Annotated in this window: 11 protein-coding genes; 6 read left to right on the top strand and 5 right to left on the bottom strand. The window is 64.1% G+C overall.

Translation table 11 applies throughout. The features are described 5' to 3' along the window. The coding region (locus ACE3P0_RS05070; RefSeq protein WP_374400512.1) for a VCBS domain-containing protein at positions 1-9574 on the top strand (9574 nt) is incomplete at its 5' end. An 85-nt stretch (positions 9575-9659) separates the two neighbouring features. Here the strand turns inward: ACE3P0_RS05070 and ACE3P0_RS05075 are convergent. Together ACE3P0_RS05075 and ACE3P0_RS05080 are read right to left on the bottom strand one after the other, a co-directional pair. After that, positions 9660-11606, bottom strand: coding sequence for an EAL domain-containing protein (locus ACE3P0_RS05075; RefSeq protein ID WP_374400514.1), 1947 nt, complete (start codon positions 11604-11606; stop codon positions 9660-9662). A 9-nt stretch (positions 11607-11615) separates the two neighbouring features. Then, the gene (locus ACE3P0_RS05080; RefSeq protein WP_374400516.1) at positions 11616-12305 is read right to left on the bottom strand and encodes a transglutaminase-like cysteine peptidase; all 690 of its coding nucleotides are present in this window, start codon (positions 12303-12305) and stop codon (positions 11616-11618) included. Positions 12306-12573: 268 nt separating this feature from the next. Here ACE3P0_RS05080 and ACE3P0_RS05085 point away from each other — a divergent pair, with 268 nt between their 5' ends. Next, positions 12574-14406, top strand: coding sequence for a TolC family outer membrane protein (locus ACE3P0_RS05085; RefSeq protein ID WP_374400517.1), 1833 nt, complete (start codon positions 12574-12576; stop codon positions 14404-14406). A gap of 67 nt (positions 14407-14473) precedes the next feature. Here ACE3P0_RS05085 and ACE3P0_RS05090 read toward each other — a convergent pair whose 3' ends face one another. Continuing rightward, positions 14474-15571 carry an aromatic ring-hydroxylating dioxygenase subunit alpha gene (locus ACE3P0_RS05090; RefSeq protein WP_374400519.1) on the bottom strand — a complete coding sequence of 366 codons (1098 nt, stop codon included), beginning with the start codon at positions 15569-15571 and terminating at the stop codon, positions 14474-14476. Positions 15572-15722: 151 nt separating this feature from the next. Here ACE3P0_RS05090 and ACE3P0_RS05095 point away from each other — a divergent pair, with 151 nt between their 5' ends. The 4 genes from ACE3P0_RS05095 to folE2 all read left to right on the top strand — a co-directional run bounded on the left by ACE3P0_RS05095 (position 15723) and on the right by folE2 (position 19736). Then, positions 15723-15959 (top strand): exodeoxyribonuclease VII small subunit, encoded by a 237-nt coding sequence (locus ACE3P0_RS05095; protein ID WP_374400521.1) that lies wholly within the window; start codon positions 15723-15725, stop codon positions 15957-15959. Beyond that, the gene (locus tag ACE3P0_RS05100; protein ID WP_374400523.1) at positions 15956-16849 is read left to right on the top strand and encodes a polyprenyl synthetase family protein; all 894 of its coding nucleotides are present in this window, start codon (positions 15956-15958) and stop codon (positions 16847-16849) included. The genes ACE3P0_RS05095 and ACE3P0_RS05100 overlap by 4 nt, the downstream gene beginning before the upstream one ends. A 38-nt stretch (positions 16850-16887) precedes the next feature. Further along, positions 16888-18765: a 1-deoxy-D-xylulose-5-phosphate synthase gene (gene dxs, locus ACE3P0_RS05105; RefSeq protein WP_374400525.1), complete on the top strand. Its 1878-nt coding sequence runs from the start codon at positions 16888-16890 to the stop codon at positions 18763-18765. Positions 18766-18908: 143 nt separating this feature from the next. Continuing rightward, entirely contained in the window at positions 18909-19736 is an 828-nt protein-coding gene (folE2, locus tag ACE3P0_RS05110; protein ID WP_374400527.1) for a GTP cyclohydrolase FolE2, read from the top strand. Between the two features lie 225 nt (positions 19737-19961). Here folE2 and erpA read toward each other — a convergent pair whose 3' ends face one another. Both erpA and argC read right to left on the bottom strand, forming a co-directional pair. Next, on the bottom strand, positions 19962-20312 hold the full coding sequence (gene erpA, locus ACE3P0_RS05115) for an iron-sulfur cluster insertion protein ErpA (RefSeq protein WP_172203797.1): 351 nt from the start codon (positions 20310-20312) through the stop codon (positions 19962-19964). Positions 20313-20438: 126 nt separating this feature from the next. Then, positions 20439-21467 (bottom strand): N-acetyl-gamma-glutamyl-phosphate reductase, encoded by a 1029-nt coding sequence (gene argC, locus ACE3P0_RS05120; protein ID WP_172203799.1) that lies wholly within the window; start codon positions 21465-21467, stop codon positions 20439-20441. Positions 21468-21534: the final 67 nt, after the last annotated feature.

Here is a 21534-nt window from a genome sequence, read left to right on the forward strand (position 1 = left end):
CGCCAGCACGGCCGGCGCCTACGGTGACTTGGTGATCGCCGCCGACGGCACGTGGTCCTACACGCTGCGCAACAGCGACAGTGCCGTACAGGCGCTCGGGGCCAGCGACAGCAAGACAGAGACCTTCAGCGTCGCGCTGTCCGACGGAACGAGCTCGAGTATCACGATCAACGTGCTCGGCACGAACGACGCTGCGCTCATCACGCCTGCAGTCCCGGGCGGCGATGCGGGCAGCGTGACCGAGGACAGCGTGCTGCTCACTTCCGGCAAGTTGCTGGTCAGCGATGTCGACACTGGCGAAGCGGTGTTCCAGCCCGGCACGCAGACCGGTACGTACGGCGCACTCACAATCGATGCCGCCGGCAACTGGAGCTATTCGCTCAACAACGCGGCGGCCAACGTGCAGTCGCTCAAAGGCACCGACACGGTCACCGAGACGATCGTCGTCAAGAGCGCCGACGGCACGCCGCACAACATCGTCATCACGATCCACGGCCAAGATGAGACCACGGCCGCCGGCAATGGCACGGTGCAGGAAGACGTAACGCTCACGAGCAGCGGCACGCTCACGACGTCGGGCGTCGCCAGCTTCGTCCCCGCCAGCACGGCCGGCGCCTACGGTGACTTGGTGATCGCCGCCGACGGCACGTGGTCCTACACGCTGCGCAACAGCGACAGTGCCGTACAGGCGCTCGGGGCCAGCGACAGCAAGACAGAGACCTTCGTGGTCGCCCTCTCGGACGGCTCCAGCACCACGATCAGCATCAATGTACTCGGCACCAACGACGGTGCACAGATCACACCAGCTGCACCGGGCGCCGATGCCGGCGCGGTAAAGGAAGACGTCACGCTGACAACTGGCGGCCAGCTGGTCGTCACCGATGTCGACGCGGGCCAAGCCGTGTTCCAGCCGCAAACCGCGGTGGCCGGTGCACACGGCTCCTTCTCGATCGATGCATCGGGTAACTGGACTTACACGCTCAACAACGCCGATCCAGCGGTGCAAGCGCTGGGCGAAGGCCAAACGCTGCCGAGCGAAGTGTTCACGGTCAAGAGTGCCGATGGCACGACCAGCACCGTGACCGTTTCGATCATCGGTACCAACGACAGTGCGGCGATCACGCCGTCGGTTCCGGGCGCCGATGCCGGCGCGGTGAAGGAAGATGTCACACTCACGACCGGCGGCCAACTCGTGGTCGTTGACGTGGATGCCGGCCAGGCCGTGTTCCAACCGCAAACCGCGGTCGCAGGAGCCCACGGCTCTTTCTCGATCGACGCGGCCGGCAACTGGACTTACACGCTCAACAACGCCGATCCGGTGGTGCAAGCGCTGGGCGAAGGCCAAACGCTGCCGAGCGAAGTATTCACGGTCAAGAGTGCCGACGGCACGACCAGCACGGTCACGGTTTCTATCGCCGGCACGAACGATGGCGCGCTGATCACCCCCGCGATCTCCGGTTCGGATGCCGGCGCCGTGAAGGAAGACGTTACGTTAAGCACCGGCGGGCAGCTCGTTGTTGCCGATGTCGACGCGGGTCAAGCGACCTTCCAGCCCCAAACCGCTGTCGCCGGAGCACACGGCTCGTTCTCGATCGACGCCGCTGGCAACTGGACCTACACCCTCAACAACGCCGACCCTGCCGTTCAGGCGCTCGGCGCGGGTCAGTCCTTACCGAGCGAAGTGTTCACGGTGAAGAGCGCGGACGGGACGAGCAGCACGGTCACCGTTGCGATCACCGGCACCAACGACGGCCCCGTCGCGAATGGCGATTTCAACGGCCTCACCAAGACTGATAGCACCGCAGCCACCGGCAACCTGCTCGTCAACGACACCGACATCGATACGGCCCACGCAAGTCTCGTCGTGTCCGCCGTGGGCGGAACGGCAATCGGCAGTACCGCCACGGTGGTTGTCGGCACCTACGGAACGCTGACCATTCAGGCGGACGGCAGCTACAGCTACGTTCAGGACGCCAGCAATCCTGCCGTCATCGCGCTCAAGCCCAGCGACGCACCGCTGCACGACGTATTCAGCTACACCGTGTCGGACGGCAGCGCGACGAGCAGCAGCACGCTCGACATCGCAATTGCTGGCGCCAACACAGCCCCTGTCGCCACGCCCGCGAGCGAGACGGTGACCGAGGGCGGCGCGCTCTTCAACGGAAACATTCTTGCGAGCGACGCTGAGGGCGACACGCTGACTTACAGCTTGATCACGCCGGCGCCAGCCGGCCTCACCTTCAACGCCGATGGCAGCTACAGCTTCAACCCCGCCAACCCCGCGTACGACCACTTGGCCGCAGGCCAGACGCAAGATGTGGTGGTCACTTACCAGGTCGCCGACGGCCACGGCGGCTTCGACACCGATACACTGACGATTACGGTCGTCGGCACAAACGACGTGCCGGTAATCAGCGGCACCGCCACCGGTGCGGTGGCGGAAGCGGGCGGGACGAACAACGCCGTGCTCGGCACGCCGAACGCGTCGGGCACCGTGACCGTGTCGGATGCCGACGCGGGCCAGTCGAGCTTCCAGGCCGTCGCGCCCGCTTCGCTGTCCGGCACCTACGGAACCTTCACCTTCAACGCCGCGACCGGTGCCTGGACCTACGCACTCGACAACAGCAAGGCGGCGACCCAGGCACTCACCAACGGCCAGGTCGTGCATGACACGCTGAGCGTCACGAGCCTGGATGGCACGGCCACCAAGGCCATCGATGTGACCGTGACCGGCGCGAACGACAACGCTGCGATCACCGGCACCGCCACCGGCACGATGACGGAAGACGTGGCGGTCACCAGCGGCAACCTCACCGCATCGGGCAACCTGGCAGTGTCGGACGTGGATTCCGGTGAAGCGGTCTTCGCGACCCCGGCCACGCTGGCCGGCACCTACGGGACCTTCACCTTCAACACCACGACCGGTGCCTGGACTTACACCGCCGACAACAGCCAGTCCGCGATCCAGTCGCTCGGCGCCACGCAGTCGCTGACCGATTCGATCACCGTGAAGTCGGCCGACGGCACTGCTTCACAAGTCATCAGCGTCACGATCAACGGCGCCAACGACGGCGCCACCATCGGTGGCACCGCTACCGGTGCAGTGGTGGAAGCCGGGGGCGTTTCGAATGCAATCGCCGGCACACCGAATGCCTCGGGCACGGTCACCGTGTCGGATGCCGATGCAGGCCAATCGAGCTTCCAGACGGTAGCCCCGGCTTCGCTAGCCGGCACCTACGGCAGCTTCACCTTCAACGCGGCAAGCGGTGCCTGGACATACGCACTCGACAACAGCAAAGCCGCCACGCAAGCGCTCACCAACGGTCAGGTCGTGCATGACACGCTGAGCGTTACGAGTCTGGATGGCACCGCCACCAAGGCGATCGATGTCACCGTCACGGGTGCCAACGACACCGCCGCGATCACCGGTACCGCCACCGGCACGATGACCGAGGATGTCGCCGTGACCGGCGGCAACCTCACTGCCTCGGGCAACCTGGCGGTGTCGGATGTGGATAGCGGCGAAGGCGTGTTCCAAACGCCGGCAACCCTCGCCGGCACCTACGGCACCTTCACCTTCAACACCACGACCGGGGCCTGGACTTACGCTGCGAACAACGCGCAGGCCGCGATCCAGTCGCTCGGTGCCACGCAGTCGCTGACCGATTCGATCACCGTGAAGTCGGCCGATGGCTCTGCTTCGCAAGTGATTTCGGTGACCATCAACGGCGCCAACGACGGCGCAGTCATCACTCCCGCAACGCCGGGTGCCGATGTCGGCGCGGTGAAGGAAGACGTCACGCTGACGACCGGCGGCCAGCTCGTTGTCTCCGATATCGATGCGGGCCAGGCCGTGTTCCAGCCTCAAACCGCCGTTGCCGGCGCACACGGTTCGTTCTCGATCGACACGTCGGGCAACTGGACTTACACGCTTAACAACGCCGACCCGGCCGTACAAGCCTTGGGTGAAGGCCAGTCGCTGCCGAGCGAAGTGTTCACGGTCAAGAGTGCCGATGGCACCACCAGCACGGTGACCGTTTCGATTACCGGCACCAACGACGGTGCCCAGATCACGCCGTCCATCCCGGGGGGGGATGCAGGCAGCGTGACGGAGGACAGCGTGCTGCTCACTTCCGGCAAGCTGCTGGTCAGTGATGTGGATACCGGCGAAGCGAGCTTCCAGGCCGGCACACAGAGCGGCACCTATGGCGCGCTCACGATCGATGCCGCCGGCAACTGGAGCTACGCGCTCAACAATACCGCGGCCAACGTGCAGTCGCTCAAGGGCACCGACACGGTCACCGAGACGATTGTCGTGCAGAGCGTGGACGGCACGCCGCACAACATCGTGATCACCGTGCACGGCCAGGACGAGACCACGGCCTCTGGCAACGGTACGGTGCAGGAAGACGTGACGCTCGTGAGCAGCGGCACGCTCACCACCTCGGGCGTCGCCAGCTTCATCCCCGCCAGCACGACGGGTGCTTACGGCGACTTGGTGGTCGCCGCCGATGGCACGTGGCGCTACACGCTGCGCAACAGCGACAGTGCAGTGCAAGCACTGGGCGCCACCGACAGCAAGACGGAGACCTTCAGCGTCGCGCTCTCCGACGGAACAAGCACGAGCATCACCATCAACGTGCTCGGCACGAACGACATCGCCAGCATCCAGGGGCCGGGCACCGGATCAGTGGTGGAAGCCGGTGGCGTCGCAAACACCATCCCCGGCACACCCAACGCATCGGGCACGCTGTTGGCGTCCGATACCGACGCAGGGCAATCGAGCTTCCAGGCCGTCGCGCCCGCCTCGCTCAATGGCACTTACGGGACCTTCACCTTCAACGCGGCAACCGGTGCGTGGTCCTACGCGCTGGATAACAGCAAGGCCGCCACGCAAGCGCTCACCGCCGGGCAGGTGGTGCATGACACGCTGAGCGTGACTAGCCTGGATGGCACCGCCACCCGCGCGATCGATGTGACCGTAACCGGTGCGAACGACACCGCCGCGATCACCGGTACTTCGACCGGCACGATGACTGAGGATATCGCCGTGACCGGTGGCAACCTCACCGCCTCCGGTGCGCTCGCCGTCACCGATGTGGATGCGGGTGAAGCCGTGTTCGCGACGCCAGCGACGCTGGCCGGCACCTACGGCACCTTCACGTTCAACACCAGCACCGGTGCCTGGACTTACGCCGCCAACAACGCGCAGGCCGCGATCCAGTCGCTCGGTGCGACACAGTCGCTGACCGATTCGATCACCGTGAAGTCGGCCGATGGCACCGCTTCGCAAGTCATCAGCGTCACGATCAACGGCACCAACGACGGCGCCACCATCGGTGGCACCGCCACCGGTGCGGTGGTCGAGGCCGGCGGTGTGGCGAACGCCATCGCCGGCACGCCGAATGCTTCGGGCACCGTGAGCGTCAGTGACGTCGATGCCGGCCAGTCGGTCTTCCAGGCCGTAGCCCCCGCTTCGCTCAACGGCACCTACGGCACCTTCACCTTCAACGCCGCAACCGGCGCCTGGACCTATGCGCTGGATAACAGCAAGGCTGCGACCCAGGCACTGACCGCCGGCCAGATCGAGCATGACACGCTGACCGTCACGAGCCTGGATGGCACCGCCACCAAGGCGGTCGATGTAACTGTGACCGGGGCGAACGACACTGCCGCGATCACCGGTACGGCGACCGGCACGATGACCGAGGATGTCGCCGTGACCGGTGGCAACCTCACCGCTTCGGGCAACCTGGCGGTGTCGGATGTCGATTCGGGCGAAGCAGTCTTCGCGACCCCAGCGACGCTGGCCGGCACCTACGGCACCTTCACGTTCAACACCAGCACCGGTGCGTGGACTTACGCGGCGAACAACGCGCAGGCCGCGATCCAGTCGCTCGGCGCAGGTCAATCGCTGACCGATTCGATCACCGTGAAGTCGGCCGATGGCACCGCTTCGCAAGTCATCAGCGTCACGATCAACGGCGCCAACGACGGCGCCACCATCGGGGGCACCGCCACCGGTGCGGTGGTCGAGGCCGGCGGTGTGGCGAACGCGATCGCCGGCACGCCGAATGCCTCGGGCACCGTGAGCGTCAGTGACGTCGATGCCGGCCAGTCGGTCTTCCAGGCCGTAGCCCCCGCTTCGCTCAACGGCACCTACGGCACCTTCACCTTCAACGCCGCGACCGGCGCCTGGACCTATGCGCTGGATAACAGCAAGGCCGCCACGCAAGCGCTCACCAACGGCCAGGTCGTGCATGACACGCTGACTGTTACGAGTCTGGATGGCACCGCCAGCAAGGCAATCGACGTGACGGTCACCGGCGCGAACGACACCGCCGCGATCACCGGCACGGCCACTGGCACGATGACCGAGGATGTCGCCGTGACCGGTGGCAACCTCACCGCCTCCGGTGCGCTCGCCGTCACCGATGTGGATGCGGGTGAAGCCGTGTTCGCGACGCCAGCGACGCTGGCCGGCGCCTACGGCACCTTCACCTTCAACACCACGACCGGCGCCTGGACTTACGCCGCCAACAACGCGCAGGCCGCGATCCAGTCGCTCGGCGCGACACAGTCGCTGACCGATTCGATCACCGTGAAGTCGGCCGATGGCACTGCTTCGCAAGTGATTTCGGTGACCATCAACGGCGCCAACGACGTAGCAATGATTCAGGGGCCCGCGACGGGATCGGTTACAGAAGCAGGAGGCGTGAACAACGCAACAGCGGGTACGCCGACCACCTCGGGCACCTTGATCATCAGCGACACCGATGCGGGCCAGTCAAGCTTCCTGGCGCCCGCCTCGCTGGCTGGCACTTACGGCAACTTCACTTTCAATACGACCACCGGCGCTTGGACCTACACGCTCGACAACACGAAGGCGGCGACCCAAGCGCTTGTCGGCGCCCAGGTCGTGCATGACACCCTCACCGTGAGTAGCCTCGACGGGGCAGCATCGAAGACCATTGACGTCACGGTCACCGGCGCCAACGACAACGCGGCGATCACGGGTACGGCGAATGGCACGATGACGGAGGATGTCGCCGTCACCGGTGGCAACCTCACAGCGTCCGGCGCACTCACCGTCACCGACGTGGATGCGGGACAGGCGGTGTTCCAAACCCCGGCCACGCTGGCCGGCACCTACGGCACCTTCACCGTCAACACCACGACCGGTGCCTGGACCTACGCCGCGAACAACAGCCAATCGGCCATCCAGTCGCTCGGTACAGGTCAGTCACTGACCGATTCGATCACCGTGAAGTCGGCCGATGGCACCGCTTCGCAGATCATCAGCGTGACGATCAATGGTACGAATGATGTGCCGGTTGCCGTTGCGGACACCGCATCGGTTACTGAAGATACGACGCTGACCGCGAGCAGCAACGTGATCACCACCGGTATCGGCAAAGACTCGGACGCCGACACCACTGACACGCTGACGGTGATTGGCGTCGCGGCGGGAACCCCTGTAACTGCGCCGTCCGGTGGCGTTGGTAGCACGATCACCGGCACCTACGGCACGCTGACGCTGGCCGCAAACGGTACTTACACCTACACGCTGAATAACAGCAGCATCGAGGTGCAAAACCTGATCTTCGGTCAGACGGTTAACGATGTGTTCACCTACACGATCAGTGATGGCCACGGCGGTACCGCCTCGACCACGCTGACCGTTGCGGTCAACGGTGCGCAAGACCTTGTCGCAAAGACGCCGACGCTTCAGAACGTCACGGCCACGGGCCTCAACGGCGAGTTCTACGGCTACAACGAAACCACGTCGCCGGGCACCGGCTATCGCACACACAGCGACGACGGCACCGCAACCTTCGGCAATCACCTTGTTGCGGGCAACCTGAACTCGGTCGAAGACCTATACACGATCATCAACGGCCGCAACGCCCTCGGCGGCGGCAGCGCGAATCTGGTTGGCACCTCGGCCGCAGCGGCAGCCGGCGTGGTCGATGTGCGTTTCCTGTCGCAGACGCTCGACTATGGTTTCAACCCGACCGTGAGTTCCAACCTCGGATCGAACAGCAACGTTGCGGCTGGCAGCGCGTTACCGGTGGGCGATGGTCTGGCCAACTCGACCACCCGCGCACTCAGCAACTTCCTCGATCAGGACAGGCCAACCGCCGTTGCCGAGACGGGCGCAGGCAATACTGGCGGCACCTCGGGCTTGGGCAAGACGACGGACTCGGCGATCCGGCTGTCGGGCGAGTTCTATGTGCAGCCGGGCAGTTACGACTTCCGTGTCACCGCGGATGACGGCTTCCGCCTCAACGTCGCCGGACAAACCCTGCTGGAGTACGACGGCAACCAGGGGCCGACCGTGCGCATCTTCAAGAACCTGCAACTGGGCGACATCAACGGCGGCCTGCAGGCGCTTGAACTGCTCTACTGGGAACAAGGCGGCAATGCCAACCTGAGGATCGAATACAAGCTGTCGAGTGACCCTGCATCGTCCTACCAGTCGATGTCGCTCACCAACACCGCGATGTTCACCGAAGCAAGCGCGCCAACGCTGAGCGACCCGCGTATCCAGGACCTGGTCTACAACACCACGACGTCGACCTGGCAGATTCGCACCGGGAGCATCCTTGACGGCACGGCCGGCAACGACAACATCACAGGCAGCGCCGCACGTGACGTGATCTACGGCTTGGACGGCCGGGACACCATCAACGGTGGTGCCGGCGCAGACTACCTCGACGGCGGCAACGGCAACGACACCATCAACGGGGGGGCAGGCAGCGACAAGATGATCGGCGGCGCCGGCGCAGACACGCTCACAGGTGGCACCGGCGACGATATCTACGTCATCTCCGACACGCTCGACACGCTCGTGGAAAACGCCAATCAGGGCATCGACACGATCGTTCTCGACAGCACCTACACCGGCGCCAACGCAGGGACCACCTACTCGATCGCGGGCCTGGCGAACTTCGAGAACATCACGGCAGAGGGCTCGGCGAATATTAATCTCACCGGCAATGCGTCTGACAACCGGCTGGAAGGTAACAGCGGGAACAACACGATTGTTGGTGACGCCGGCAACGACTACATCATCGGTGCCGGCGGCAACGACACGCTGACCGGCGGCACGGGATCGGACGTCTTTGTCTGGCACCTCGCCGACGCAGGCGCGAAAGGCGCACCGGCCGTCGATACGATCACCGACTTCACCTACGGCGGCGGCTACAGCAACATCCAGTCAGGTACTGCAGGGGTACCGACCGGCGGTGGCGATGTGCTGGACTTGCGTGATCTGCTGCAAGGCGAGCACACGAGCTCCGGCAACTCGGGTTCAGGCGCATCGGCAGTCGAAATCTCGAACCTGCTGAACTACATCGACGTGGAGGTAACCGGCAGCGGTGCGACCCTCGCCACCGTTTTGCACATCAGCAAATCGGGTGGTTTCACCGGCGGAACGTTCAACGCAGGCGCCGAGGACCAGAAGATCGTGCTGCAGGGGGTAGATCTCTACACCGCGACGAGCGTTACGGCCGGCGACGAAAGTACCCTGCTCAAGACGCTAATCAAGAACGGCACCCTGATCGTCGATTGAAGCTGGAAACCTGACGGCCTCAACCCGAAGAGGCCGATCAAACTGCAACGGGCAACGCCAGCGCGTTGCCCGTTGTTTTTTGCGGCTACTGCGAACGCCCCGCCGCTGCGCTTGCGCGCCGGCTTGCTGCCGGCCCGGTGACCCCCGCAACGCCAAGTTCGGCCAAGGTGCGCCACTCGGCGTCGGTATGCACACGTTCGGCGATCACCTGGATATCCAGGCCACGCGCGACGTCAGCTATCGCTTTCACCAAACGCTGGTTGCCCGCGTTGTCCTCGATGCCAGCAACAAAAGTGCCGTCGATCTTCAGGTAGTCGACGCGTTGCGCGTAAAGCCGCGGGATCGCCGAGAAGTGGCGACCGAAATGCTCGATGCCGAGTTTCACGCCGAACTGCGCGAGGATTGGCGACACCGCCGCAAGGCCGGCGAGCCCCTGGTCCAGCCCGGCTTCGGCCACTTCCACCCACAGTCGGCGCGCGGCGGCCGGTGCGCTGGCGAGCAAGCGCTGCAGCCCCTCGCGGAAGCGCAGGTCCTGCAGCGAGATCGGCGACAGATTCACTGCAATCGCGCCGCTGTGCGTTTGCAAGCGCTGCAGCGCAAGTTCAACGGCGAGCAGATCAAGGTCGCAGGTCATGCCCAGCCGATCTGCCGCCGGCATGAACTGCCCCGCCGTCCAGGGCGTGCCGTCATCGGGCGCGCGCATGCGGATCATCGCCTCGTCGTGCCACACACGGCCATCCACATGCAGCACCGGGAACGTCGCCAGTGCAAAGCCGCGCGCGCGCAGCGCTTCGCTCAAAAGCTGGCGCCATTCGTCGTGCGTGCGCGCTGCAAGCGGCGCGTCGTCGAGGCTCACAACAGGCTCGCTGCGGCCGGCACTCTCCGCCGCCATCAGCGCCGCATCGGCGCGCGCCAGCACGGTGCCCAGCTCGTCACCGCGCTTGTAACGGGCAACGCCAATGTGCGCCACAGGTGTCTGGTCGGCATGCCCATGCCGATGCAGGGCTTCGAGCCCGCGTGCAACGGTCGCGGCCCACTCGCCAGCCTCGGTCGCCGCCGCACCCGGCATCAGCCATGCGAAATCGGCGCCGTTCAGGCGCGCTACAACATGGCTCTCTCGTCCGCCGGCCACTTCGCGCAACACATCAGCCGTCGCGCGGATCAGCGCATCGGTACGCTCGCGGCCAAGCCGGCGGTTCACTTCCGCGAGATCCGACAGGCGCACCAGCGCGAGCGCGCCGCTCGGTGCAGCGTCGTCACCATCAAGTTCGCTGCGCAGGCGCCCGCTGAAGAAGCTGCGGTTGGGCAGCGCGGTCATGCTGTCGCGGTTGGCATCCGCGCGTAGATCCTTGATGCGGTTGGCCTGCTCGGCAAACATCGCCTTGACTTGCTCGACCATCAGATTCAGCGCACGCACGGCGCTGCGCAGCTCAATCACGCGCGGCTCGGGCATCGTGACGAAGCGTCGCTCACCGATCGCCTTGGCTTGCTGCACCATCTCGTTGATCGGGCGGCGAATCCAGCGAATCATGCGCGTCACCGCCCAGCCCAGCAGCGCACCGATCACCAGCATCACGCCCAACAACTGCAGCGTGCCGCGCCACAGTGCGTCGTAAGCAAAACGCTTGTGCGCAACCACGGTGACCTTGCCAGCCTGGTTCCAGCCATCGCTGACCAGCGCTTCACCCGGCTTTGCCTCGATCGGCAACATCCGTACGAACCACGCCGGCGCATCGGTCTCCACCCCCTGCTGGCGCCGCTCCACGCTCACCGCACCGCTGACGTCGCTGAATCGCACCAACTCGAAGTGACCGGAATCGAACAGCGCCGTCACCATCAGCTCGCGCATCGCCGGGTCTTTGGCGTGCTGCGTCATCGATAGCGCGAGCGAGGTCGCCGCGTCGGCACCCTGCGCGAGCAGTTGCTGTTCAAGATAGTTGCGCGCGGTCACGGTGCTGACGGCGAAGCTGCCAAGCCAGGCCAGCACGCTGGCAACAATCACCGTAATCCACAGTTGGCGGAGCAAAGACATCGTTTCTCCTCAGGGCGCGTAGCCCTCGGCCTTCATTTTCAGTTGCAGATCTTTCCAGCGCGACAGTCGTTCGATCGAACTGACCGCACCGCCGGCGTACACACCTTCGGCGTTGAAGCTGAATACCGGCACCAGATCCGGCCGCTGCGCTGCAGGGCGGATCTCGCCGATCAGGTTATCGAGCACCAACGGCTGCGCCTCGGGTGTGTCGTAATAGCCCAGCACCATGTGCGCCTGGGTGATCGAGCTGGAGGGGCCGCCGATGCGCGCCTTCACATAGATCAGCCGCAGTTTGGCCGCCGGAATCCCCAGTTCGCGCAGCGAAAAGTATTTCGCGATGGTGTAGTCCTCACAGTCACCGGCGCCCTTGCCCATCATTTCGATCGGCGTTGCCCAGTAGTCCGGCTGGTGCCAGACCTCGGCGTCGTCGACAAAGCGGATCCGCCGGTTGAAGAGTTCATTCACCCGCTTCAAGGCCTCGGCATCGGGCGCGCCCCGCTGCGCGGCGATCAGCTCGCGCCATTCCTGTACCAAAACGCCAGCCGCCGCCCCGTAGCGCTGCTTCGCCAACGTGATCAGCGACGCATCGTCGGCGCACGCCAGCAGGCAGCCCAAGGCAAACACCACACGCGCAAGCGCGCCGCACCAGCTTGCAGGCGCCCGGCAGGCAAAAGCGGATTTGATACGGACGGAAGTCACCAGAAACCGGTTCGGCGCAATCTTTTTTCAGGCAGGCAAATCAACAGGAATGATCGACAGGTATTCGACAGTCTTGAACGCCGCCGCCGATGCGAAATCGCTAATTTCGCAAACACCCGTTAAATCCACTGCCCGATGTGTGAAATACGGCACGATAACGCCTTCAAGCCTTTGTTTTTCTTGATCTTACGTGAATAATCCGCGCGACATATCCCGTCCAGCCGCTCTGGCGCAGGGATTTTGCATTGCAGACAGGACACCATCACCCATGCGTTTGGCGAAATATTCGCTTGTTGCCGTGCTCGTCAGCACTGCCTTTAGCAGCACCGTTTTTGCTGGAAACAGCCTGCCGGAAGCCGTGGAACAGGCAATCGTGAAGAACCCCGAAGTGATGGCGCGTTACCACGCGCTTCGGGCCGCCGAAAACGAACAGGGAGCCGCGCGCGGCAATTGGTTCCCCCGCGTCGACGTCGAGGCCTTTGCCGGCCAGGAACGGCGCGACTATCCGAGCGTCGATACCGGCTGGTTCAACCGCCCCGGCGCCAGCGTCACGCTTCGGCAACTGGTGTTTGACGGCTTTGCTACGTCGAGTGATGTTAAACGCCTCGGCTACAGCAAGCTCGCACGCTACTACGAACTGCTGGCCACCTCGGACGACGTCGCGCTCGGCGCCGCACAGGCGTACGCCGACGTGCTGCGCTATCGCAAACTCGAAGAGCTGGCGCGCGACAACTGGGCGACCCACCGCGAGGTGTTCGGCCAGATCGAAGATCGCGTCAAGGCGGGCGTAGGCCGCCGCGTGGACCTCGAGCAGGCCGCCGGCCGCCTGGCGCTGGCGCAGTCGAACTGGCTGACCGAAACCTCCAACCTGCACGACGTCACCGAACGCTACCGCCGCATCATCGGCCAGATGCCGGGCGCCACGCTCGCCACACTGCCGGATGTCAGCACGGCCTTGCCACAAGGCGCGAACCCGGTCACCGACGCAGTGTCGGCGAACCCCTCCTTCCAGGCCGCGGTGGCGACGCTGCGGGCTGCACGCGCCGAAACCGAACTGCGCCGCGCCGGCTACATGCCCAACGTGGAACTTCGCGTCGGGCAGAACTGGGATCGCAACCTCGACGGCGCCCCTGGCAACTACAACTCGACGCAAGCCCAGGTCGTGCTCAACTACAACCTGTTCCGCGGCGGCTCCGACCAGGCGCGCGTGAAGCAGTCGTCCGAGCTCTACTACCAAGCGATCGATCTGCGCGACAAAACGTGCCGCGACGTCGCTCAGCAAACCGGCATCGCCTACAACGATGTGCGCGCACTGCGCGAACAGATCGCCTACATGGAGCAACACGCGCTCTCGACCGAGAAGGCACGCGACGCCTACCGCCAGCAGTTCGACATTGGCCAGCGCACGCTGCTCGATCTGCTCGACACCGAAAACGAACTGTTCGAGGCTCGCCGCTCGCTGACGCGCGCCCGCACCGACGCCATCGTCGCCGAGTACCGCTTGCTTGCTCAGGCACACCGTCTGTTGCCGGCACTCAAACTGGCACCGCTCGCCAAGGAAGCACCGGAAGAAGATCGCCGCGATGCCCCCGCGGAAGACGCTGTGGTCAACTGCGCGACGGACGTCGTGATCGCAAAACCGCTCGACACCGCCGCCGCGCTCGCCAACCGGCCCGCGCGCAGCGATGCGCTCGCCGAGCGCGCACGTGCCGCGCTGACCAGCAAGCAAGGCGCAGATGCGTTGTTCCATTACCGCAGCGATGCGCTGCGGCCCGAGGGCACCGGTGCGCTCGACAAGTTCGTCGTCGATGCCGGGCGCTTCACGATCGAGCGCATCACCGTAAGCGGCTACACCGATCGCCTGGGTGCGCCGGAATTCAACCGCAAGCTGTCAGAGCGCCGCGCATCGACCGTTCGAGACTATCTGGTCAAGAAAGGTCTACCCGCCGACAAGTTCGAGGTGATCGGCAAGGGCAGCTCGGAGCCGCTCGCGAAATGCGATCAGGTCAATCCGAAGAGCCGCGACAACGCCGAGTACGTGGCATGCCTCGCACCGGATCGCCGTGTCGTGATCGAACTGCAGGGCCAGCCCAAGCCCTGAGCATCATCTCGACGCAATGAAAAGGCCGCCCGATGGCGGCCTTTTTGTTTGGGCGCGGGCGCGTCGATCAGGCGCCCAGCGCTTCGCCCATCACGCGACGATAGAACTCATGGAAGTGCTGCATGCCGTCTTCCATCGGCGTCTGGTAAGGCCCCACTTCATTGCGCCCTTCCGCCAGCAAGGCGCGGCGGCCACGATCCATCCGCTCGCCGATCTCGTCATCCTCGATGCAGGTTTCCATGTAGGCGGCCTGCTCGGCCTTGATGAATTCCGGCTCGAAGGCAGCGATCTCTTCCGGGTAGTAGAACTCCACCACGTTGGTGGTCTTGTTCACGCCGCGCGGAATCACGGTACTCACCACCAGCACATGCGGATACCACTCGACCATGATGTTCGGGTAGTAGGTGAGCCAAATCGCGCCGTGCTTGGGCACCTCGCCGCCGTAATAGTCCAGCACCGCCTTGTGCCACTTCGCGTAGCTCGGCGACCCTGCCTTCGCCAACGAGGTAATACCCACGCGCTGCACCGAGTACCAGTCGCCGAACTGCCAGGTCAGGTCGTCGCAGGTAACGAAGTTGCCCAGCCCAGGGTGGAACGGCGCAACGTGGTAATCCTCAAGATAGACCTCGATGAAGGTCTTCCAGTTGTAGTTGCACTCGTGGATTTCGACGTGGTCGAGCACGAAGCCATCAAAATTGAGTTCGCTGGCGAGTTTCATACCGCCAAGATCCGCGTTCGGCGAACGCGGCCCCTTGAACAGCAAGCCGTTCCACGACTCCAACTTCTGCTTGTTCAGATGCAGGCAGGGGTTCTGCGGAAACTGCGGCGCGCCGATCAACTCGCCCGCATTGTCGTAGGTCCAGCGGTGGATCGGGCAAACGATGTTGTTCGCCTTGCCCGAGCCCTGCAGCATGATCGCCTGACGATGGCGGCAGATGTTCGACATCAGCCATACCGCATCGTTGTTGCGGATCAGCATTTTCGCGTGGTCCAGCCACTCGATCGAGCGATAATCCGATAGCTCGGGGACCATGCGTTCATGCCCCACGTAGCCAGGACCGGCATCGAAGATAAGGCGCTGCTCCAACTCGAAGACCTTTTCATCGAAATACCAGGACACGGGCAATTGCGACACCGCCGGTGCCAGCTGTTCTCGCAGAGACATAACGGGTATCCCCAACCTCCACTGCCGGCAGGGCCGGCAAGCAAAAAGCGTTAAAGTATAATTAAACCAATAACCTACGAAAAGGTCTTTGGCTCGGGCATGATACCGCTCCCGCCAAGGAACTCCACGCCTTCCGGCCAAGACATCCTCGATGGCAAAGACCAGCGATAAACCCAAGTCTTTCGAGGCCGCAATGACCGAGCTTGAATCGATCGTTGCCGCCATGGAAGCGCCCGACCTGCCCCTGGAACAAGCACTCGCCCACTTCGAGCGCGGCACCCGCCTGCTCCGGTTTTGCGAAGGCGCCCTCGGCGAAGCCGAAAACCGCATCCGCATCCTAGAAAACGGACGCCTGGAAGCGTTTGGCGACGGAGGCGCGGCATCATGACCGACCTCCAGCTCTCCGCCTGGATGCGGCAGCGACAGGCTGAAACCGAAGCCGCACTTGAACGCCTGCTGCCCGATCCGCGCATTGCGCCACAGCGTTTGCACGATGCCATGCGATACGCCGCACTGGGCGGCGGCAAGCGCGTGCGGCCGATGCTGGTCTACGCCGCCGGCGAACTCGCTGGCGCCGACGCCCGCGCGCTCGACCATGCCGCCTGTGCCGTCGAGATGATCCATGCGTACTCGCTGGTGCATGACGACATGCCTTGCATGGACGACGACGTACTGCGGCGCGGCAAGCCAACGGTGCATGTCGAATACGACGAAGCCACCGCGCTGCTGGTTGGCGACGCTTTGCAGACGCAGGCCTTCCTCGTTCTCGCCGAGCCCGGCCTGCTGGAGGACAGCCGCCGCCAGATCGAAGCCATTCAGCTACTGGCTCGCGCCTCCGGTTCGCGCGGCATGGCGGGCGGCCAGGCAATCGATCTGGCCTCCGTCGGGCAGACGCTCGACCGCGAATCGCTTGAAGTCATGCATCTTCACAAGACCGGTGCGCTGATCCGCGCGTCGGTCCAGCTCGGCGCGCTGTGCGGTGACGTTCCCCCAGACGCACTGCAGGCGCTCGACCGCTTCGGCAAATCAATCGGCCTGCTTTTCCAGGTGGTGGACGACATCCTCGATGCCGAAGCGGACACCACCACGCTGGGCAAGACCGCCGGCAAGGACGCCGCCAACAACAAGCCGACCTACGTGACACTGCTCGGCGCAAGCGAGGCCAAGCGGCTTGCTGCGGATCTGCGTGCGGACGCGCATGCGAGCCTCGCGATGTTCGGCGAACGCGCCCGCCGCCTCGCCCAGCTGACCGACTACATCGTGGACCGTCCTTTCTGACGACACCGCGCGACAAGAATTTGGGGACTCCGTAACACATGAACGCCTATCCCTTGCTCGATCGCATCGAGCGCCCGGCCGATCTGCGCCAGTTCGAACGCAAGGATCTCGCGCCGCTGGCCGACGAACTGCGCGGCTTCCTGCTCGATTCCGTATCGAAGACTGGAGGGCATCTGTCGTCGAACCTCGGCACCGTCGAGCTGACGATCGCGCTGCACTACGTCTTCAACACCCCGGAAGACCGCATCGTGTGGGATGTCGGCCATCAGACCTACGGCCACAAGATCCTCACCGGCCGCCGCAAGGCGATGTCCACGCTGCGGCTGCATCACGGTATCTCCGGTTTCCCGCGCCGCGGCGAAAGCGAGTACGACACCTTCGGCACCGCGCACTCCTCGACCTCGATCTCCGCCGCACTGGGCATGGCCATTGGCGCGCAGCGCGGTGGCGCGGCACGCAAGGCCATCGCGGTGATCGGCGACGGCGCGATGACGGCCGGCATGGCCTTCGAAGCGCTCAACAACGCAGGCGTTGCCGACAGCGACCTGCTGGTGATCCTGAACGACAACGAAATGTCGATCTCGCCGCCGGTCGGCGCGCTCAACAAGCACTTGTCACGCCTGCTCTCCGGCCGCATCTTCAACGGCGCGCGCGACATCGGCAAACGCTTCCTGGAGCAGTTGCCGCCGCCAGTCTTCGAGTTTGCGCGGCGCACCGAAGAGCACGTGAAGGGCATGATGATGCCCGGCACGCTGTTTGAAGAATTCGGCTTCCGCTACTTCGGCCCGATCGACGGACACGATCTCGACGCCCTGGTGCCGATGCTGCAGAACCTGCGTGACCTGAAGGGTCCGCTCTTCCTGCATGTCATCACGCGCAAGGGCCAAGGCTACAAGCTCGCCGAGAACGACCCGATCCTGTACCACGGTGTCGCCAAGTTCGACCAGACAGAGGGCATCGCAACCGGCGCCGGCAAAGCCGCCGGTAAGCTCACGTTCACCCAGGTATTCGGCGACTGGCTGTGCGACATGGCCAAGGCGGACCCGAAACTGATGGCGATTACCCCTGCGATGCGCGAAGGCTCCGGCCTGGTGCGTTTCGAACAGGAGCACCCCGATCGCTATTTCGACGTTGGTATCGCCGAGCAGCACGCGCTGACCTTCGCTGCGGGTCTCGCCTGTGAAGGCGCCAAGCCCGTCGTCGCGATCTATTCGACCTTCCTACAGCGCGCCTATGATCAGCTGATCCATGACATCGCGCTGCAGAACCTGCCGGTGATGCTCGCAATCGACCGCGGCGGTCTGGTCGGTGCCGACGGCGCCACCCACCATGGCGCGTTTGACCTCTCCTTCCTTGCCTGCATACCGAATATGGTCATCATGGCACCGGCGGACGAGGACGAGTGCCGCAAGATGCTGACCACGGCCTACCGCCACGACGGCCCGACCGCCGTCCGTTATCCGCGCGGCAGCGGCACCGGTGTCGTGCCCGATGCGGCACTGACCACGCTACCGATCGGCAAAGCCGAGCGTCGTCGCGACGGCAAGCGCGTCGCCCTGCTCGCTTTCGGCACCCTGCTGTCGGCCGCGCTCAAAGCCGGTGAGGCGCTGGACGCAAGTGTCGTCAACATGCGTTTCATCAAACCGCTGGACCTCGACATGCTGCGCGACGTCGCAGCAAACCACGAATTACTGGTTACGCTGGAAGAGAACGCGGTAATCGGCGGCGCCGGCTCGGAAGTCGCCCGCGCGCTGGAAGAAATGGGCATTGCAATACCGCACATGCGCCTGGGCCTGCCGGATCGTTTTGTCGATCACGGCGACCAGGGCCAACTGCTCACTGAAATCGGCCTCACACCCGAACAGATCGTTGAGCGGGTGCGCGCACGGCTCGCAACTATCGCCGCAATAGTTTAGTAACTTAGTCGGGAATGTTAGGATGGCGCCTTGATTCGGGGGCCATCCGCCCCCAACTAGCCAGAATCCGGGCGCACACCCAGCCCACGCAGGACCACGCCTCCTCCCGGCCAATCCGACGCGCGCCCGGCAGGAAAGGACGTATGGATACCAAGAACACCCCCGACGTCGCCGCGCCGATGCCCGACGTTCAGAGCACGGAAGATCGCCGCCGGCTCGCAATCAACAAGGTTGGCATCAAGTCGATCCGCCATCCGGTCAAGGTTGCCGACCGCAGTGGCGGGGTTCAGCATACGGTCGCGACGTTCAACATGTATGTGGGTTTGCCGCACAATTTCAAAGGCACCCACATGTCACGCTTCATCGAGATCCTGAACGGTCACGACCAGGAGATCTCGGTCGAGTCCTTCGAGCCGATGCTGCGCGAAATGGTCGAACGACTGGAAGCCGAGACCGGCCACATCGAGATGACCTTCCCGTTCTTCATCAACAAGGCTGCGCCGGTGTCCGGCGTGAAGAGCCTGATGGACTACGAAGTCACCTTCGTGGGCGAGATCAAGCCGGGCGGTGAGTGTGAGTTCACGATGAAGGTACTGGTGCCGGTCACCAGCCTGTGCCCCTGCTCGAAGAAGATTTCCGAACGCGGTGCGCACAACCAGCGCTCGCACGTCACCGTTACGGCCTTCGCAAAAGCGCGCGTGTGGATCGAAGAGATCGTGCAACTCGTCGAATCGGAGGCTTCGTGCGAGCTGTTCGGCCTGCTCAAGCGGCCCGACGAAAAATGGGTCACCGAACGCGCCTACGACAACCCGAAGTTCGTCGAAGACATGGTGCGTGACGTCGCTGGCCGCCTCAACGCCGAAGCGCGAATCTACGCCTATGTCGTGGAATGCGAGAACTTCGAGTCGATCCACAACCACAGCGCCTATGCGCTGATCGAGCGCGACAAGCGCACCTCAGCCGTCGCCTGAGCGCAAATCAAACCGGCAGGCGCGGGACTCCGCAATGCCTGCCGGTGCCGCGCGAGGCCGCCCGCTAAAGCCTCGTTCGAGGCAAACCCACCGGATTCACTTCAGACATGCCTGTCGTGCCACGGCATTGCACCGTGAGCCGGATCCCACCGAGCCAGGCAAACCTACTGCCCAAGGGGCCAGCAAGCGTAACGCCACGCGATGCGGCGTTACGCCCAGAAAAACTCAGACCGAGAACGACGACCCGCAACCACAGGTGCTGGTGGCGTTCGGGTTCTTGATGACGAACTGAGCGCCCTCAAGACCTTCCGTGTAGTCGATCTCCGCACCCGTCAGGTACTGGTAGCTCATCGGATCGATCAAAAGCGTCACGCCTTCCTTCGTCACCACGGTATCGTCGTCATTGGTGATCTCGTCGAAAGTGAAGCCGTACTGGAAGCCCGAACAACCGCCGCCGCTGACGAACACCCGCAGCTTGAGATCCGGGTTGCCCTCTTCGAGGATCAACTCCTTGACCTTGCTGGCAGCACTGTCGGTAAAGACCAGGAAGTCTGGCACTTCAGTCACTGTAGTCATTGCAAACTCCTGATTCAGAAGGGTTTGATTATGGATTTTGGGGCGCGAGGCGTCAAACCGTTCGACCGGTGAAACAGCCCCGCGTTCCCCACCCGCTGCAGTTGCTCTACCGCACCGGACGATTGTTCAGGGCAATACCGGGATATGGGTCAGGCCAGCCGTTTCTTCAAGCCCGAACATCAGGTTCATGTTCTGCACCGCCTGACCGGCAGCCCCCTTGACCAGATTGTCTTCGGCAACCAGCACGACCACCGTATCGCCGCCCTGCGGGCGATGCACCGCAATCCGCACCATGTTCGAAGCGCGTACCGAGCGGGTGTCCGGCGTGCTGCCTGCGGGCATCACATCGACGAAAGGCTCCCCCGCAAAGCGCTTCTCATAAAGCGCCTGTACGTCGATATCCGGACTAACACGTGCATACAGCGTTGCGAGAATGCCGCGGATCTGCGGCAGCAGATGCGGCACGAAGGTCAGCCCGACCTTGCGACCGGCGGCCTGCTCCAAGCCCTGGCAAATCTCAGGCAGATGGCGATGGCCGGCCACGCCATAGGCCTTGAAGTTGTCGCTCGCTTCGGCAAACAGTGAACCGACTTCCGCCTTGCGGCCAGCTCCCGACACGCCGGATGCAGCATTCGCGACCAGGTGGTCCAGATCGGCCACGCCGGCCTCGACCAGGGGCAGGAAACCCAGCTGAACCGCGGTCGCATAACAGCCCGGATTCGCGATCACACGCGCAGAGGCGATCGCCTTCCGGTTCAGCTCCGGCAAGCCGTATACGGCCTCTTCCAACAAGTCTGGCGCGGTGTGCGGAATCTTGTACCACTTGCTGAACTCGTCGAGCGACTTGAGCCGGAAGTCGGCCGCCAGATCGATCACCTTGGTGCCCGCCGCCAGCAACTGCGGCGACTGTGCCATTGCGACGCCATGTGGGGTCGCAAAGAACACCACATCGCACTGATCCAGCCCGGCACTTGCTGGGTCCTGGAAAGCCAGATTCACTCGGCGACGCAGGCTCGGAAACATGTCGGCAACCGGCATGCCCGCCTCGGAGCGCGACGTAATCGCCGCAAGTTCGACATCCGGGTGCTGCGCGAGCAAGCGGAGCAATTCGACGCCGGTGTAACCGGTGCCGCCGACAATCCCAACCTTGATCATGGTTCCAACTCCGTAATTCGACGAGACATTCTAAGGCGCCAGATATGACAACGCCCCGACTCGCGGG

Source organism: Niveibacterium sp., from assembly GCF_041909475.1.
Classification (GTDB): domain Bacteria; phylum Pseudomonadota; class Gammaproteobacteria; order Burkholderiales; family Rhodocyclaceae; genus Niveibacterium.